Origin of the sequence: Paenibacillus vortex V453 (assembly GCF_000193415.1) — a bacterium.
In the GTDB taxonomy this organism is placed as follows: domain Bacteria; phylum Bacillota; class Bacilli; order Paenibacillales; family Paenibacillaceae; genus Paenibacillus_AQ; species Paenibacillus_AQ glucanolyticus.
On record NZ_ADHJ01000022.1, the window covers coordinates 37520 to 53032 of the forward strand.

The following is a 15513-nucleotide window of genomic DNA, read 5'->3' on the forward strand; positions in this document are numbered from 1 at the left end:
GCCCCTGCTTGCAAGGGAATAAGGCTGTTTTTCGTATGAATGCAAAAGTCGCTTGCTGCCCTAGGATGTACGCAGCCAGTGACGGTAGGTTTCTGCAATCCCTTGTTCCAGACTATATAACGGATTCCACGCCAAGAGCTCCCGGGTCCTGTCGTTGTTCAGGCAGCTGTGCAGAATGTCCCCGTTCTTTGCAGGCATATAATTTACATCGATAGGATCAGGATGCAGCCTGCCGATGACATCGACAAGCGTGTTGATGGTACGGCCGCTGCCAGTGCTTACATGGAGCACATGCTGATCGCCTTGATGGATGGAAGCGAGATTGGCTTCCACGACATCTTTTACATAAATGAAATCCCGGGTTTGCTCACCGTCGCCATAGATCTGAAGGGGAATGCCTTGGCGAAGACGATTTCCAAATACCGCCACTACGCCGCCTTCACCCTTAGCGGTCTGGCCTGGACCGTAGACATTCCCAAACCGAAGGATGGTGTACTTCAGTCCGAAGAATTGGTGATAGAGACGAATATACTGTTCGCCTGTAATCTTCGATTGTGCGTAGAACGAGATGGGCGAGACCGGATCATCCTCTGTCAGTTGAGGTTTCTCCAAATCCCCGTATACGCCTGAAGTTGAAGCAAATACAATTTTACGTACGCCTGCCTTACGGCAAGCTTCAAGTATGTTTATGGTGCCCATGATATTGGCATCCGCATCCAGCGGAGGCTCTTTGATCGATCGCTGCACATCGGCCTGGGCCGCCAGATGAAATACGACGTCCGGTTTAAGCACGGAGATATACGCTGTTGTCTGCTGACTGTTCACGTCGGCCACATGCAAAATTGCCTCGCTATGAAGGCGACCTGGGTCTCCGGTTGTCAGATTATCAATAACATGGACCTCATAGCCTTGGTTCACGAGTCCATTCACCAGATGAGAGCCGATAAAGCCCGCTCCGCCGGTCACAACCATCTTCATGGATTATACCCTCCAGCCTTTTGATTGGGATGCTTTATCCTACGTGACACTGGGGGTTCATGCATTGGACAATTGACGGGGGTAGCCGAGGAATGGGCGGATTAGATTGGCGTTTACATTCCTGTTATAATGAAAGCTGTCAATTAACACTACATTTACAAAAGAGGGAATGCAGCATGGAACGTAGCCTTGAGCGAAGGTTGAAGTTAAGTACACTCGTGTTTATAACGCTCTTATTGAAACTGATCCTGCTAAGGGTATTTCTATTTAACGGGGTTGCCTGGGGGAAGGTTCTTACCGATGCGCTGTCAGTGCTGGCACTGATCAGCTTAGTGGAGCTGATTCTGCCGTTAAGAGGCAAGAAAACGGTATATATCGTCCTGAATGTGGTCCTGTCTTTCATGATGTTTGCTTCCGCTGTTTACAACGTTCACTTCGGTTCCATACCAACGTATACCGCACTCGCGGGCATTGGTCAGGTGAACCAGGTAAGAGCCAGCATAACAGCGCTGCTTGAGCCGGAGCACTTTCTGTTCTTTCTGGATTTGGTCGTGCTCTTGATCATATGGGCGGTCAAAAAAGTCCGTTCACGTGCAAGAAGAGGACTGCATTTCGGTGGAGAACGTTCTTACTCGGCATTTTATGCTTCGCGGGGACTAGGTATGAAATGGCGACTTTCAATGGTCGCTGTCCTTATCATAGCGGTCGTGTTGTCCGGATTCATCATTCGAAAGGAATGGGGAATCGAGAATGAAATCGTTCGAGCAGAGCAAATGGGATTCATGAATTACCAGGTGTCCGCTGTTGTGCGGAACTCACAGGAGAATCGCGCGCTGGCGGAAGGGAACTTGCAGGATACTATACTGAGAGCCCAGCAGCTGCAAGCGACCTATCCATACGTTAAGCAGGTGAAGGACAAGCCGGATTATTTCGGTGCGGCCAAGGGTAAAAATCTGATCATCGTTCAGATGGAGTCTCTTCAGAACTTCCCGATTGGTCAATCTCTGAACGGGCAAGAGCTGACGCCGGTAATGAATCAGCTTGCCGATAGCGGCTTTTATTTCCCGCATGTCTTTCAGCAGATTGGACAAGGCAATACATCAGATGCCGAATTTGCAGTGAATACTTCGATTTATCCGACGGGTACGACGGCGATGTCTACCGGGTTCGGAAACAAGGAGCTGCCGGGACTGCCAAGGATCCTGAACGAGCATGGGTATGATACCGGCACTTTTCATGTGAATGACGTGAAGTTCTGGGATCGAAGCAAAATGTATCCGGCACTTGATTTTCAGCATTACTATGACAAGCCCTATTTCACGAATGATTATTATAATGAATTCGGGCCTTCGGATGAAGAGTTGTTCCGCGTAGGGTTCGAGAAGCTGCTGGAGAATGAGCAGCAGAACAAGCCGACCTATGCCCACTACATTACGGTGTCGAATCATTCTCCATACAACGTCAAGGATGAATTCGCGAAGATGACGCTGCCTGCAGAGCTGGAAGGAACTCATCTGGGCAATTACCTGAAGTCGGTGAACTACTCCGATTATGCGCTGGGAACGCTGGTTGACCGTCTGCAGCAAAATGGAGTGTGGGATGACACCGTGCTGGTTGTGTATGGGGATCACTTCGGTATCAATCCGGCTGAAGCGGATGCCAATCTCATTTCTTCAACGCTGGGCATTCCTTACCATGAGCGGGTCAGCCGGTTTAACATCCCGCTTATCATGCATGTTCCCGGCATGGATGAAGGTCAGGTCATAGATCAGGTCGGCGGACAAGTCGATATTCTGCCAACCGTGGCGAACCTGCTGGGCATATCGCTTGATCAAGAGGGCTTTACAGCTTTCGGGCAGGACTTGCTGAATGTAGATCGCAACGTGATTGGCATGCGTTACTATTTGCCAACGGGATCTTTCTTCAACAATGAGATCCTGTTTGTACCCGGGGATGGATTTGAGGATGGAACGGCGGTTTCTTTGAAAACGCTGGAGCCGGTTGCGGATATTACGCCTTACCGCAGCGATTATGATTATATTCTCCAATTAATGAAGCTGTCTGATGAGTATGTGAAGATGCTGCCTAAGCGGGCACCCTGATACGAATCAGAATGGATAACGAGGTAGAGGATTGTTTCATCAGCCCTGTGACGGGGCTGGCGAAGCAGTCCTTTTTTTACTATGAGGAGAGGCTTCCATCTTGATTGTTGTGTTCCGGGATCTGTGATATTATTACTCATATTGTTAACCTATAATTAATAATTTTTGGTTGACAATGAAAACGGAGAGGGGACCTAATCATATGATTACTCAAATTCATCGTGATTGGCTGAAATTATCAGATCAAGTTATACAAGGGTACGAAGTAACTCCGGAGGAAGCACGGGCTATTCTGCAGAGCGAGGATCAGGAACTGTTGTCTGTTATGCAGGCTGCGTATCGCATCCGGCGGGAGTATTATGGCAATAAGGTTAAGCTGAATATGATTGTGAATGCCAAATCCGGTCTGTGCCCTGAAGATTGCGGGTACTGCTCCCAGTCCATCGTATCAGAAGCACCGATTGAAAAGTACGCATGGCTTACCAAAGAAAAGATTCTTGAAGGTGCCCGTGAATCGATTCGCCGAAAGGCCGGAACCTATTGCATCGTTGCTTCTGGGCGCCGCCCTTCCAACCGGGAGATTGAGCATGTCATTGAAGCGGTGAAGGAGATTACGCAGACGACCAGTCTGAAGGTCTGCTGCTGCCTGGGCTTTTTGAATGAGGTGCATGCTCAGAAGCTTGCGGATGCCGGGGTGCATCGATATAACCATAATCTGAATACTTCTAAAGATAACTATGAACATATTACAACCACGCATACATATGATGATCGACTGGACACGGTGAGGCAGGCAAGCACTTCCGGCATGTCCCCATGCTCCGGAGCCATTTTTGGAATGGGAGAGAGCCTGGAAGAACGGGTGGAAATTGCGTTTGCTCTAAAATCGGTCGGGGCGGATTCCATTCCGTGCAATTTTCTGAACGCAATCGACGGAACTCCCCTTGAAGGACGCAAGGAACTGACACCCATGATGTGTTTGAAGATTCTGGCTATGATGAGATTTGTTAATCCGACGAAGGAGATCCGGATCGCGGGCGGGCGCGAGGTCAATCTGCGCTCCTTGCAGCCGCTCGGTCTTTATGCAGCGAATTCCATATTCATTGGTGATTATTTGACGACAGAAGGGCAGGCTCATACGGGAGACTGGGGATTGATTGAAGACTTGGGTTTTGAAATAGAAGAGTGTGCATTGTAATCATGTATTGACTTTTATTCAGACAGCACATACTATATACCCGTGGGGGTAAGATTTTGTTTGGTTCACCCACCATGCATCAAGATGATGCACATGACTTTGATGGGGGAATGCTACGTGCTGATCGCATTAGCCGTCTTTATGGTTTTCCTATTCGTTCTATACTACCGGAGGTATGTACCTATAACAGGCTTGCGGTTCATGAAGTGCAGCGATCTTCGTCTTGCACAAAAGGAATGCCCTGAACTCAAATTGCTCGATGTTCGCGATGTGTCCGAGTTTATGGCAAATCCGTGGAAAGAGACCATTAACATCTCCCTTGGAAGACTGTCTTATGTTTGGGATCAGGAACTTAAAACAGATGATTCCGTAGTCATCGTAACACCGAAGCGCTCAGCTGGCTTTCTGGCGGCGCGCAAGCTCAAGAAGGCGGGTTTCACTTCAATATTCTATTTGCAGGAGGATTGCACGGCTTGCAATTCCCTGCAACGCGCCTCCATGAACTAGAAAAAAATCCGATCGGCAGACCTCTTGCTGATCGGATTTTTTGTTATGCTGCGTAAGGAAAAGAGCATGAGGTTATGGCATCCAAAGGACCAAGACCTGTTCAACAGGCATAATCTCTTCTATATTCAAGAAGAAGTGGTGCTCTGTCCACTTCTTCTTTTTTTGTCCAATTCTGATGGTTCAGAACAGCAGCAGGGGGATAAAACGGAAGATTTTAGGGAATCGTAGGGGTGAAAAGGTATGTCCCGCTTGTCCATTCCACCTTCTAGGGAGGAAATCACCTATGTATCATCTGTACAGCCATAATGATCTGGATGGCATCGGCTGCGGCATCATAGCCAAATGCGCCTTCGGCGAAGGAATTGATGTCCGATATAACACCATTCACGGATTGAATCAGCAAGTCGCAAGGTATTTAAACCGGACCTCCGTTCAGGAGCATCCGTACGACGTGCTGTTTATTACGGATTTATCGGTTGCTCCCGACATCGAGAAGGAATTAAACGTGTTTGTGGAAGAAGGAGGACAGGTTCAGCTTATCGATCACCATAAAACTGCCCTTCATTTGAATGATTACATATGGGGACAGGTGGTTGTGACGCATCGAGACGGCAGAGCGGCCTCGGCAACCTCATTATTTTATGAATATTTGATTGAGCATGGACATCTGAGCAGGAGCGAAGGGATGGATCAATTCGTGGAGCTTGTCCGGCTCTATGATACATGGGAATGGGAAGAACATCAGAAGATTCAGGCGAAACGGTTGAATGATCTGTTCTATATGCTGGCCGTTGATGAGTTTGAGAGCAAGATGATCCAGCGTCTTCGTGAATCGGAGGGCTTTTTCTTCGATGAATTTGAAGAGAAAATTCTGGACATGGAAGAGGATAAAATTGAGCGTTATATCCGCCGCAAGCAGCGTGAAATTATTCAAACCTTCGTTGATGAATACTGCGTAGGTATCGTATACGCCGAGTCCTATCATTCCGAGCTTGCCAGTGAGCTGGGATCCGTCTATTCTCATCTTGATTATATCGCCATATTGAATATGGGCGGGAGGAAAATGAGCCTGCGGACGATTCATGATCATGTGGATGTATCCGAGATTGCAATTCGGTACGGCGGAGGAGGTCATGCTAAAGCATCGGGATGCACGATAACGGAGGAAGTATATCAGCTGTTTGCGGCCGATCCGTTTGAACTTGAACCGATCCGTTTAGATGCCTCACGGAATCAGTTCAACATTAAAGGTACCGAGTCCGGTGTTCTGTACGAAAGCTGGGGCGAGGATATGCTGTTTGTATATGCCCGCGCAGGAGAATGGGTGGTGGAGTGGAACGGCGATCCGCTGCCGTTTACATTCCGTTCGTTTGACGAGGCAGAGCGGCACATGAAGCGCCAGTATGGTGTCTGGCTATCCCGGGACGATGTGTTTGTGAAGATGCTGAAGGAACAATGGATGCGGAACCGTTCCCATGAACGTCCTGGTTTGCCGCCGGATTTGGATGAAGAGAAGTTAATGGAAGATATGTGACCCCTAAATCCGCATGAAGGATAGCAGAGATGCATGCGTGTTACGTTGTGTGCAGACAGGAGGAATGTACGGTGAAGAAAATGATCGCCGGCTGGGCCCTTGCCCTTCTTACGGCAGGCATTCTCGCTTGGAGTCAGACTGTGAATCATTCGGAGCCCTCGATTCCATCCGCTGTTCACAGCAAAGAGCTGCTGAAGGATACCCCTGTGCCTTGGTCAGCTACCAAGAATACCATCCGATTGAATACGTCTGATCCAGTAAGTGCGGCGGTACTGACCTCCAAAACGCTGTGGCTGTCCACGAATGAGCACAGTCGCCCGCAGAGCGTTATTCTGGTGGATTCGGCCCAGTGGCCCATAGCCGCTGTCAGTGCCGATCTGACTCAGCTGAGCCAGGGGCCGCTGTTGTTTGTGGAAGAGGAGGGGATTCCCAAGGAAACGCTGGAGGAGCTGCGCCGCTTGAAGCCAAGGGGAGCGGAGAATAACAAAGGGATTGACATTATCACGGTCGGCCCGATATCGGAAAAGGTTATGAAGGATCTGAACGGACTCGACTATAAGGTCGACCACATAGATGCAACGGAGCCGGCAGAAGCAGCAGCTGCTATTGACGAATACGCAGCAAAGGTAACGGGATCCGTTCCAACCTCCGTCATCATTGGATCGATGGAGCGCCCGAATTATACGCTGCCTGCGGTAAGCTGGATTGCGCATATGCCCGAGACACTACTGTTTGTCAGTGAGAAGGACGTGCCTGAAGATACGGTGAAGGCGCTTCAGAAGCGAAATGGGCAGGCACATATCTATATCATCGGCCCGGAGAAGGTGGTATCCCACAGCGTGGAGGAAAATCTCCGGCAATATGGCAACGTGATTCGAATCGCCGGGGATGATCCATACGAGAATGCCATTCACTTCGCACAGTACCATGATCCCGGAACGGGGTTCGGATGGGGGATACGCTCACCGGGCTACAGCCTCTCCTTCTCCATCCCGGATTCTCCTATCTTGTCCATTGCGGCTGCGCCATTGTCCCATATGGGTAAACATGCACCGCTGTTATATACGGAGCGGGATGGGGTTCCCCGTTCCATCATGAAGTACGTAGAGTCAATACAGCAAGCGTATGACAATTCGCCAATGGAAGCACCCTATAATCATGCCTGGATTATTGGAGATGAGAAGACCCTGACGACCAAACTTCAGAGCGAGATCGATGAAATTCTGGAGAACGCTGCCCCATAGCGATTCCTTCCTTAAAGATGAATTCAGGATATTCGGGGGCAACAGCGATTGGAGGAATGTTTCGTTCCTCGGCGTCTTTATAAAACACAAAGGGGCCTCCCGGAGTCAAGTGACTTTTGGGACGGCCCCTTCTATGTGGATGAAGCGATCGCGCAATGCGATACGTTCATCGGTTAATCTGTAGCTCGGCTATTGCCGGTTGTTATGCATACCATCCCCATACGAAGATGAAGAGCGTTCCGAAGATCGTGACAAGTCCAACAAACAGAGCGAACGCAATGTTGATATAAACGGATTTCTTGTCATCACTTTCGCCAACGTGCATGAACAGCATGAGCTGAACGGCAGCCTGCAGTATCGCGGTGACCAGCAGGATGGCAAATTTCGAAGCTGTCGGCATATCCAACAGAACCACGAGTGCAACAGCTGAAAGGACGAGAGACGATATATAACCCGCTACATGCTTAATAGGAAACAGCTGTTTAATCATGTCACATCAGTCCTTTCAGGTATACAAAGCTGAATATGAAGATCCACACAACGTCCAGGAAGTGCCAGTAGAGCGAGAAGATAAAGGACTTGTTGGCTGTGGAATGATCCAATCCATGCTTTTTAAGTTGAATCAGAATGGCAGTTCCCCACAGGAGACCAAAGGTAACGTGAGCTCCGTGAGTCCCAAGCAGTGTAAACAGGCTGGACGCAAATGCGCTGGTAGAGAGTGTAACTCCTTCATGCACATAAGTGAAGAATTCAAAGATCTCGATACCAAGGAATCCTGCACCCAGCAGCAGGGTGATGACCATAAAGATCATCATCTGCTTTTTCAGACCCAGACGCATCGCATGAACAGCCAATCCGATGGTGAAGCTGCTCGTTAAGAGCAGGAAGGTCTCAAGTAGAACCGGTGTTATTTCAAAGATTTCCGCTCCGCTCGGACCGCTGGCGAAGCGGTTCACGAGAACGAAGTAGACGGTAAACAAGGTAGCAAAGAGCGCAATTTCAGCTCCGAGGAACAGCCAGAATCCGAAGATACGATTGCGGTTTTCCTCTGTTCCATATTCCAGCGGCTGAGTGGCATCTATTTTCATACCGTATCACCCCGCAGTTTCTGTTCGGTTTGAACAATCTCTTCAACCGGAATGTAATATCCGTGATCACGGTCAAAGGACATGGTAGCCATTATAATCAGCACCGCGACACCAGCCACGATGGATGGAATCCACCAGCTGAATACCAGGAAGAAGCCAAGGAAGAAGAAGGCAATACCCAGTATAAATGGTTTTCCGGTGTTGCTAGGCATGTGAATCTTCGTGATTTTCTCATCTGAGAGCGGTTCGTTGTTTTTCTTCGAGAACCAGTAGGCATCACGGCCTTTTACTTGTGGTGTGACAGCAAAGTTATATACAGGAACCGGGCTTGGCGTTGACCATTCCAGAGCGCGTGCATCCCATGGATCGCCTGTTTTGTCGCGCGGCTCGTAACGTGTACTCCAGTAGATGTTGTATACGAGAATAACAAATCCGATTGCCAGACCGACCGCACCTACCATCGACAGCATATTCAGCGGGCCAAAACCGGTTTCAGCTGAGTACGTGTACGTCCGGCGAGTCATACCCATCAGTCCCAGGAAGAACATCGGGAAGAAGGTAACGTTAAACGAAATGGCAATGAACCAGAAGGCAATTTTGCCAAGTTTCTCATTCAGACGGAAGCCGAACACTTTAGGGAACCAGTAATGGAAACCGGCAATGACGGCAAATACGGCACCTGGAATGAGCACATAGTGGAAGTGGGCAACCAGGAACATCGTATTATGATACTGATAGTCGGCACTGGCCATCGCCAGCATAACGCCGGTAACACCGCCGATCGTAAAGATCGGAATAAATGCCAGTGAATAGAGCATCGGTGTCGTAAAGCTTATTCGGCCTTTCCTCAGCGTAAAGAGCCAGTTGAATATTTTGACCCCGGTCGGCACGGCAATCGCCATCGTTGTGATCGAGAAGAAGCCGTTGACCATAGCGCCTTGACCCATCGTATAGAAATGGTGGGCCCAGACCAGGAAGGACAGAGCTGAGATGATAACCATACTGAAGACCATGGAACCGTAACCATACAGGTTCTTCTTGGAGAAGGTCGATATAATCTCACTGAATATCCCGAATGCAGGTAGAATAACGATATATACCTCAGGGTGACCCCATACCCAGAACAGGTTGGCCCAGAGCATATCCATACCGCCGTTGGACATCGTGAAGAATTGTGAACCAAACACGCGGTCGAACATCATAAGCAATAGCGCAATCGTAAGTACCGGGAAAGCAAAGATAATGATGACACAAGTGATCAGCACAGACCATGTGAACATTGGCATGCGCATGAGTGTCATACCTGGTGCACGCATCTTCAGGATCGTTACGATAAAGTTAACGCCTGTAAGGAGCGTACCAATCCCTGATATCTGCAGCGCCAGAGAGTAATAATTGTTGCCAACCGTCGGACTGAACTCGATACTGGCCAGCGGGAAATAGGCGGACCAGCCGGCATCCGGCGAGCCTCCAATGACAAAGGAGATGTTGAACAGCATCGCACCGGCGAAGAATAGCCAGAAGCTGATTGCGTTCAGTTTAGGGAATGCTACGTCACGGGCACCGATCTGGAGCGGAATGATAACATTCATCAGACCGAAGATAAACGGCATGGCCATAAAGAGAATCATAATGACTCCGTGAGTTGTAAATACTTCATTATAGTGCTGACCCGTCAGAAATTTCATCTCCGGTGCAGCGGTCTGCGCACGCATCATCAAGGCGTCAACGCCGCCGCGGAACAGCATGATCAAGGCACAGATGATATACATAACGCCAATTTTTTTGTGATCCACGGTGGTCAGCCATTCCCGCCACATATATCCCCACTTCTTGTAATAGGTCAAGCCGAAGAGGATTGCAAGCGAGACGAGAACAATACTCACCATGGCGCCGTAAATTAACGGATCACCGGTAACGAAAAATTCGTCCCATTTCATAAGAGCCTAGCTCCTTTCTGGATGTATGAAGTAGATCGGGTGAACAACGTTTCACTCACCGATTTAATGTCCATCATGTTGATGATTTGGGCTTTCTTCAGCCGGGAAGTTCGGCAGCGGCTCGTTCGGATCCACGTTCGTTTCGCTGTCAAATTCCGTTTCTTCCGTTGTAGCAGGATCCGGGTGGACGTCTTTATGGTCCTGATGCTCCTCATTGCCATTGACATCACCGCCATGGTGATGATCTTCGGAAGGCGGCGGGCTGAATTCAAGGTGCGTGTTGGAGAAGCTCATTCGACCGACATGCGCGGTTTCCAGCAGCTTCTTAAACTCATCTTCCTTCAGCTCAGGAGCAGTTTCCTTGACATCTTGAACCCACTTGTCATACTCGGTCGAAGACATTGCAAGCGCCTCGAACTCCATGTGTGCGAAGCCTTCGCCGTTGAAGTTCGCGTTACGGCCCATCATGGAGCCCGGTTCGTCGGCAACCATGTTAAGCTTCGTAATCATGTCGCTCATCGCATATTTCTGGCCATGAAGCTGAGGGATCCAGAAGCTTGAGATTGTACCGAATGAGTACAGACGGAATTCAATCGGGCGATGTGTTGGAATGTTAACGTAATTCACCGTTTCGATTCCTTCTTCCGGATAGCTGAAGTGCCATTTCCAGTTCGAAGAGGAAGCGTAGATGACTAGCGGCTCTTGGTTTTCATAGCCTTCCGGCACATTCTCCACGGCCACCGTCGTTTTGACGGTCACAACCGAGAGGACGGCAACAATCAGGATCGGAATGGCGGTCCATAATATTTCCAGCCATTTATTGCCTTCTTCATGTGGCGGTTCGTAACCTTCGTTGGATTTCTTCGCTCGATATTTGGTGAGCATGAAGATATAAAGCGCATAAACTACGGCCAATATTCCGACCATCATGAGAATGGAGAATATGATTGTATCGGATAGGGTTCTGGCAGCCGGTCCTTTCGGATCCAATACCGTGAGTGAGCTGCATCCCGATAAGAGCAAGGTGAAGCTTAATAACAATGCAAATAACGGCCCTCTTTTGTTCATGATGTACCCCTTTCCTTGAAACGGCTTCGTTCAAATGTTTCTAACACATCTATAGTAGAAAGTTCTGATTGGCTTTGCAAAACACATAAAATTGTATAATTTACATATAAATCCACATTCGTGTCAATGTGTGTAATTTTATGTGTTCAATTTGTTACAAAAGGATTGGTGTGTGAGGCAAATCATTGTAGTGGTGCGGTTTAAGCGCAGTTCATACTTTGTTCAAATATTCACGAGTGTTACCAGTTTCGTCACAATTCCGGGCTGGTTTTTTCCTTTAATAGCCAATCTGGAGACAGCATAAATCCTAGTATTTATAAGGGTTTAGAGGTGTATGTATGTTTTTTCACAATGATAAAAGGAGCGATTTTTCATTTCCAGGATACCTATTTAACCAAGAGGCATGTATGTTCCTGTGCTATGATATAACCAAAAATTGGAACCGTTTTTTTGCTGGAAGCCTTCAACTCGTTGGCCGAAAGTGAGGGGATGATGTGCGATCGTTCTGGATATGGCTCTTTTTTCTAATATCAAGCTAGGTATGTGCCTTCCTGCCTGAGGTTCAACATGTTAATTCTGACCCGTTGCCTTGGAGATTGGGGAGCAGCTCTATTTTCTTCACAGCTTATTTTATAGCGCTGTTATGCCGGGCAAGGCCTGCAATGCTATTTGTCACACTGCTCGTTGCCTCGCTGTGGCCGATCGGCACAGATGCTTTTAATTCCTATATTCTCCTGGTTTTTTCCATTATTGCGGGAAAAGCGGCCTATCGGCTTCCGGCCATTCAGGCCTGCGTCATTGGTATCGTTCTGGTTGTCGGTGCTATCATGCCGGATTTGTTAGGCTACCCCGGCTTTCCATCGCCGTTCCTGGTTCTATATTCGGTTACTCTCGCAATTGGGCTTGCTTTATTCCGTACCGTCTGGGCCCGTTATGAAGAGTCTTCGGTTCGGATATGAAACGCTGCTCAGCGAATATCGTAATATGAAACGCCGGATGAATCGAATTCGAAGTGGATTGAATTATTTGAATTCAGAATGCAGGACGAAAAAGCCGCAAGGACGAAGGTACGCGAGGGGCGAGCTGATCTCGCCGTCAAGCTGATACGTAACGATTACAGAATCGTTGCAGCCGTGGATAACCCGTTTGTCCAACTGGCCGAACAGCACGTCCGGACAGTCTATAATCGAGAACTGCAGCTTCAGGCTACTGCAGCTGCCGCACCCGATGAAACGCAGTTTCGTGAACATGTACAATCGTATTTACAGATGCCCCCTTTACGCGTGCTTGGTGTACAGCTCTTTGATAGGCTATTTTGCAAATGATGGTGGTATTTATGATATTCCGTTATGGCTCCGGGTTCGATTTAGGTGACGGCTACAGCTTGCTGTTGATGGTCGTTGTGATTTATACGCTGACGATCGTAGCCTTATCTATGCTCATGGTTGGTATCCTGCAATCCCCGGAGCAGTTTAATACACTGTTTCCGTCAATCATTCCGATCATGCCCCTGATCAGCGGGGTCTATATGCCGTCAGGCACAATCACGAATCCGTTCAGGTGAATACAGGGCCTTCTCCCATGGTTGATGACCATGGAAGGGGCCTTTTCTTATGGTTATGTATGGAGACGGATAAGCTCGGCCAGCTTGATGAGTCCGCTCTCCAGTTGATTGCAGGAGGCATAGGCATAGGAAAGACGAAGATGCTGCTGGTCGCTGCGGTCATAGATATTACCGGGGTTCAACAGGATGCCCTCCTTCAGGGCTTGTTCAAATAAAGGACGTATGGAGATAGGTTTGGTGACGTGAAGCCAGATGTAGAACCCGCCTTGCGGTATGTTCCACTGGGCAATATCGTGGAAATATTGCTTGAGAATATCGAGCGTAAAATCTCTGCGACTCCTGAGCTCCGCTCGGATCTGCATGAGATGCAACTCATACATCCCGCTCGACAACCACTCGGCGACTGCGTGCTGGGAAAGTGCGCTGGATCCGTAGTCGGTTTGCATTTTGATATCGGACAGCCGGTCGATTACCGGCTCGGGACCCACAATCCAGCCGATGCGAAGGCCGGGGCCAAGCGTCTTGGACATACTTCCCATGTAGAGCACAAGCCCCTGCTGGTCCAGCGCTTTCAGAGACGGCGGAGAGGGAGCATCAAACCACAAATCCCCGTACACATCATCCTCTATGATGGGCAGCCTTTCCCTTGCACATATTTGAAGCAGCTCCGTTCGCCGCCTGGAAGACATCAGCGTTCCGGTCGGATTATGAAAGGTAGGAATCGTGTAGAGCAGGGCAGCATTGTGTTGGCGCTTAAGTCTCCCGATCGATTCCGTTCTAATGCCGCGCTGATCCATAGGAATCCCCTGCAGAAACATGCCTGCAGACTGAAACACATGAATCGAGTTCAGATAAGAGGGGTTCTCTACAAAGATGGCGGACCCCTGGTGCAGCAAGCCTAATGAGATGAGCTGCAATCCCTGCAGTCCACCGGAGATGATCAGAATGGATGACGGGGTGGCATGAATTCCTTTCTTTTTCAGATAGTCACTAATGATTTCTCTTAAGTAGAGGCTCCCCTTCGGCTCGGAATATCCCAAAGAGAGTTTGCTGGCCATGCTGCCGCTGAATATCTCCCGCATCTGGCCAGTGGGAAGCAGCTCCGGCGAGAGCTCTCCTGTACCGAGCCGGATCATATCCGGATCGGTTTCCGAACGGTTGATCTGCTGGATCATATGAATGTTCGGCTGGTAGGAGCCGGATTTCACATACTGATTCCAATCTGGCGGAGGCGTGGCGGCTAATAAACTCCAGGTATTGTTGGCGATGACCGTCCCTTGTCCAACCTTGGATTGAATCAAGCCGTCCGCGGCAAGCTCGCCCAATGCATAAACGATGGTGCTTCGGTTTACCCCAAATTTGGCAGCAAGGTCTCTCTGCGTCGGAATCCGGGTCCCGACAGGCCATTCCCCGTTCATAATTCTGTTCTTCATGTAATTGTAGATCTGCTGATGCAGCGGTATGTCGGAGGACTTGTTTAATTTCCATTCTTCTGTCATAGGAAACTCGCTTTCGCCACGTATTTTGTTCATTATAATTCATTGGTTGGGTTTCGTGCCAACCAATTGGTTGGAGACGCTGCTGGGATCGACCCTTACAATGGTGAAAATATCCGCAGGAGGTTAGGTTTCATATGATAGGCGTTATCCTTCATGGGTTCATCCTGGCACTAGGTCTTATTCTTCCATTAGGTGTGCAAAATGTGTTCGTATTTAATCAGGGAGCGGTTCAGCCTCGCTTCGCTAAGGCGCTGCCCGTTATCATCACGGCGGCTCTGTGCGACACGCTGCTTATTTCCTTAGCCATTTTGGGCGTATCCGTGATCGTTCTGGAATATGACTGGATCCGAATGGTGTTGTTTACCTTCGGGATCGGATTCCTGGTTTACATGGGATTCGTAACATGGAAGACAAAACCTTCGGAGCAGCAACAGGAAGCTGCTCGTTCGTTTACGACGAAAAAGCAAATTGTTTTTGCCATATCCGTATCACTGCTGAATCCGCATGCCGTGCTGGACACGATGGGGGTTATAGGCACAAGCTCGCTGCAATATTCAGGTACGGACAAGGCCATATTTGCCATTGCATGCATTATTGTATCCTGGCTGTGGTTCCTGGGCCTTGGTATTGCCGGCAGGTCGGCGGGGAGACTGGATTCGTCGGGTAAGCTGTTACCCGTGATGAACAAGATTTCGGCATTGATTATGTGGGGAACAGCGGTTTATCTGGGGGTTGGTTTGATGGGCGTGCTGTGATTTTTTCTCTAAAGACGTTTATTCCTTTGTCCTTGG

At 48.9% G+C, this 15513-nt stretch carries 16 protein-coding genes; 9 read left to right on the forward strand and 7 right to left on the reverse strand.

Annotated features, from left to right (window positions below; genetic code table 11):
• Positions 1-60: 60 nt before the first annotated feature.
• Entirely contained in the window at positions 61-978 is a 918-nt protein-coding gene (locus tag PVOR_RS13485; RefSeq protein WP_006209793.1) for an NAD-dependent epimerase/dehydratase family protein, read from the reverse strand.
• A gap of 176 nt (positions 979-1154) precedes the next feature.
• Between PVOR_RS13485 and PVOR_RS13490 the strand changes: the two genes are divergently transcribed.
• The 6 genes from PVOR_RS13490 (at position 1155) to PVOR_RS13510 (ending at position 7563) form a co-directional block, all read left to right on the forward strand.
• Complete coding sequence (locus PVOR_RS13490) at positions 1155-3080, forward strand: LTA synthase family protein (RefSeq protein WP_006209794.1); 1926 nt, start codon at positions 1155-1157, stop codon at positions 3078-3080.
• A 202-nt stretch (positions 3081-3282) separates the two neighbouring features.
• Positions 3283-4278 carry a biotin synthase BioB gene (gene bioB, locus PVOR_RS13495; protein WP_006209796.1) on the forward strand — a complete coding sequence of 332 codons (996 nt, stop codon included), beginning with the start codon at positions 3283-3285 and terminating at the stop codon, positions 4276-4278.
• Positions 4279-4362: 84 nt separating this feature from the next.
• Positions 4363-4785: a rhodanese-like domain-containing protein gene (locus PVOR_RS13500; protein ID WP_234972854.1), complete on the forward strand. Its 423-nt coding sequence runs from the start codon at positions 4363-4365 to the stop codon at positions 4783-4785.
• 45 nt (positions 4786-4830) lie between these two features.
• Positions 4831-5013 (forward strand): hypothetical protein, encoded by a 183-nt coding sequence (locus PVOR_RS30645; protein ID WP_006209798.1) that lies wholly within the window; start codon positions 4831-4833, stop codon positions 5011-5013.
• A 55-nt stretch (positions 5014-5068) separates the two neighbouring features.
• Complete coding sequence (locus tag PVOR_RS13505) at positions 5069-6319, forward strand: DHH family phosphoesterase (RefSeq protein ID WP_006209799.1); 1251 nt, start codon at positions 5069-5071, stop codon at positions 6317-6319.
• An 80-nt stretch (positions 6320-6399) separates the two neighbouring features.
• Positions 6400-7563: a cell wall-binding repeat-containing protein gene (locus tag PVOR_RS13510; RefSeq protein WP_234972855.1), complete on the forward strand. Its 1164-nt coding sequence runs from the start codon at positions 6400-6402 to the stop codon at positions 7561-7563.
• A 202-nt stretch (positions 7564-7765) separates the two neighbouring features.
• Here PVOR_RS13510 and qoxD read toward each other — a convergent pair whose 3' ends face one another.
• The 4 genes from qoxD to qoxA form a co-directional block, all read right to left on the reverse strand.
• Positions 7766-8053, reverse strand: a complete 288-nt coding sequence (gene qoxD / locus PVOR_RS13515; RefSeq protein ID WP_006209801.1) for a cytochrome aa3 quinol oxidase subunit IV — start codon at positions 8051-8053, stop codon at positions 7766-7768.
• Position 8054: 1 nt separating this feature from the next.
• Positions 8055-8651 carry a cytochrome aa3 quinol oxidase subunit III gene (gene qoxC, locus PVOR_RS13520; RefSeq protein WP_006209802.1) on the reverse strand — a complete coding sequence of 199 codons (597 nt, stop codon included), beginning with the start codon at positions 8649-8651 and terminating at the stop codon, positions 8055-8057.
• On the reverse strand, positions 8648-10591 hold the full coding sequence (qoxB, locus tag PVOR_RS13525; RefSeq protein ID WP_006209803.1) for a cytochrome aa3 quinol oxidase subunit I: 1944 nt from the start codon (positions 10589-10591) through the stop codon (positions 8648-8650). Before qoxB ends, qoxC begins: the two co-directional genes overlap by 4 nt.
• Before the next feature lie 63 nt (positions 10592-10654).
• Entirely contained in the window at positions 10655-11659 is a 1005-nt protein-coding gene (qoxA, locus tag PVOR_RS13530) for a cytochrome aa3 quinol oxidase subunit II (protein ID WP_006209805.1), read from the reverse strand.
• A 584-nt stretch (positions 11660-12243) separates the two neighbouring features.
• Between qoxA and PVOR_RS13535 the strand changes: the two genes are divergently transcribed.
• Positions 12244-12618 carry a hypothetical protein gene (locus PVOR_RS13535; RefSeq protein WP_160163990.1) on the forward strand — a complete coding sequence of 125 codons (375 nt, stop codon included), beginning with the start codon at positions 12244-12246 and terminating at the stop codon, positions 12616-12618.
• A gap of 63 nt (positions 12619-12681) precedes the next feature.
• Here the strand turns inward: PVOR_RS13535 and PVOR_RS30350 are convergent, their stop codons facing one another.
• Positions 12682-12909 carry a hypothetical protein gene (locus tag PVOR_RS30350; RefSeq protein WP_160163991.1) on the reverse strand — a complete coding sequence of 76 codons (228 nt, stop codon included), beginning with the start codon at positions 12907-12909 and terminating at the stop codon, positions 12682-12684.
• A gap of 71 nt (positions 12910-12980) precedes the next feature.
• On the opposite strand from PVOR_RS30350, the gene PVOR_RS13545 reads away from it, so the two are divergent.
• Complete coding sequence (locus tag PVOR_RS13545; protein ID WP_040680591.1) at positions 12981-13223, forward strand: hypothetical protein; 243 nt, start codon at positions 12981-12983, stop codon at positions 13221-13223.
• A 53-nt stretch (positions 13224-13276) separates the two neighbouring features.
• On the opposite strand, the gene pdxR is transcribed toward PVOR_RS13545, so the two are convergent.
• Positions 13277-14722 carry a MocR-like pyridoxine biosynthesis transcription factor PdxR gene (gene pdxR, locus PVOR_RS13550; protein ID WP_006209808.1) on the reverse strand — a complete coding sequence of 482 codons (1446 nt, stop codon included), beginning with the start codon at positions 14720-14722 and terminating at the stop codon, positions 13277-13279.
• 134 nt (positions 14723-14856) lie between these two features.
• Between pdxR and PVOR_RS13555 the strand changes: the two genes are divergently transcribed.
• Positions 14857-15477: a LysE/ArgO family amino acid transporter gene (locus tag PVOR_RS13555; protein ID WP_006209809.1), complete on the forward strand. Its 621-nt coding sequence runs from the start codon at positions 14857-14859 to the stop codon at positions 15475-15477.
• Positions 15478-15513: the final 36 nt, after the last annotated feature.

Coding starts and splice junctions, on each gene's coding strand:
- PVOR_RS13485 (WP_006209793.1), bottom strand. CDS start 978: ATGAAGATGGTTGTGACCGGCGGAGCGGGCTTTATCGGCTCTCATCTG.
- qoxC (WP_006209802.1), bottom strand. CDS start 8,651: ATGAAAATAGATGCCACTCAGCCGCTGGAATATGGAACAGAGGAAAAC.
- PVOR_RS13490 (WP_006209794.1), top strand. CDS start 1,155: ATGGAACGTAGCCTTGAGCGAAGGTTGAAGTTAAGTACACTCGTGTTT.
- PVOR_RS30350 (WP_160163991.1), bottom strand. CDS start 12,909: ATGTTCACGAAACTGCGTTTCATCGGGTGCGGCAGCTGCAGTAGCCTG.
- pdxR (WP_006209808.1), bottom strand. CDS start 14,722: ATGACAGAAGAATGGAAATTAAACAAGTCCTCCGACATACCGCTGCAT.
- PVOR_RS13505 (WP_006209799.1), top strand. CDS start 5,069: ATGTATCATCTGTACAGCCATAATGATCTGGATGGCATCGGCTGCGGC.
- PVOR_RS13500 (WP_234972854.1), top strand. CDS start 4,363: ATGATGCACATGACTTTGATGGGGGAATGCTACGTGCTGATCGCATTA.
- PVOR_RS13555 (WP_006209809.1), top strand. CDS start 14,857: ATGATAGGCGTTATCCTTCATGGGTTCATCCTGGCACTAGGTCTTATT.
- qoxA (WP_006209805.1), bottom strand. CDS start 11,659: ATGAACAAAAGAGGGCCGTTATTTGCATTGTTATTAAGCTTCACCTTG.
- qoxB (WP_006209803.1), bottom strand. CDS start 10,591: ATGAAATGGGACGAATTTTTCGTTACCGGTGATCCGTTAATTTACGGC.
- PVOR_RS13510 (WP_234972855.1), top strand. CDS start 6,400: ATGATCGCCGGCTGGGCCCTTGCCCTTCTTACGGCAGGCATTCTCGCT.
- qoxD (WP_006209801.1), bottom strand. CDS start 8,053: ATGATTAAACAGCTGTTTCCTATTAAGCATGTAGCGGGTTATATATCG.
- PVOR_RS13545 (WP_040680591.1), top strand. CDS start 12,981: ATGATGGTGGTATTTATGATATTCCGTTATGGCTCCGGGTTCGATTTA.
- PVOR_RS30645 (WP_006209798.1), top strand. CDS start 4,831: ATGCTGCGTAAGGAAAAGAGCATGAGGTTATGGCATCCAAAGGACCAA.
- bioB (WP_006209796.1), top strand. CDS start 3,283: ATGATTACTCAAATTCATCGTGATTGGCTGAAATTATCAGATCAAGTT.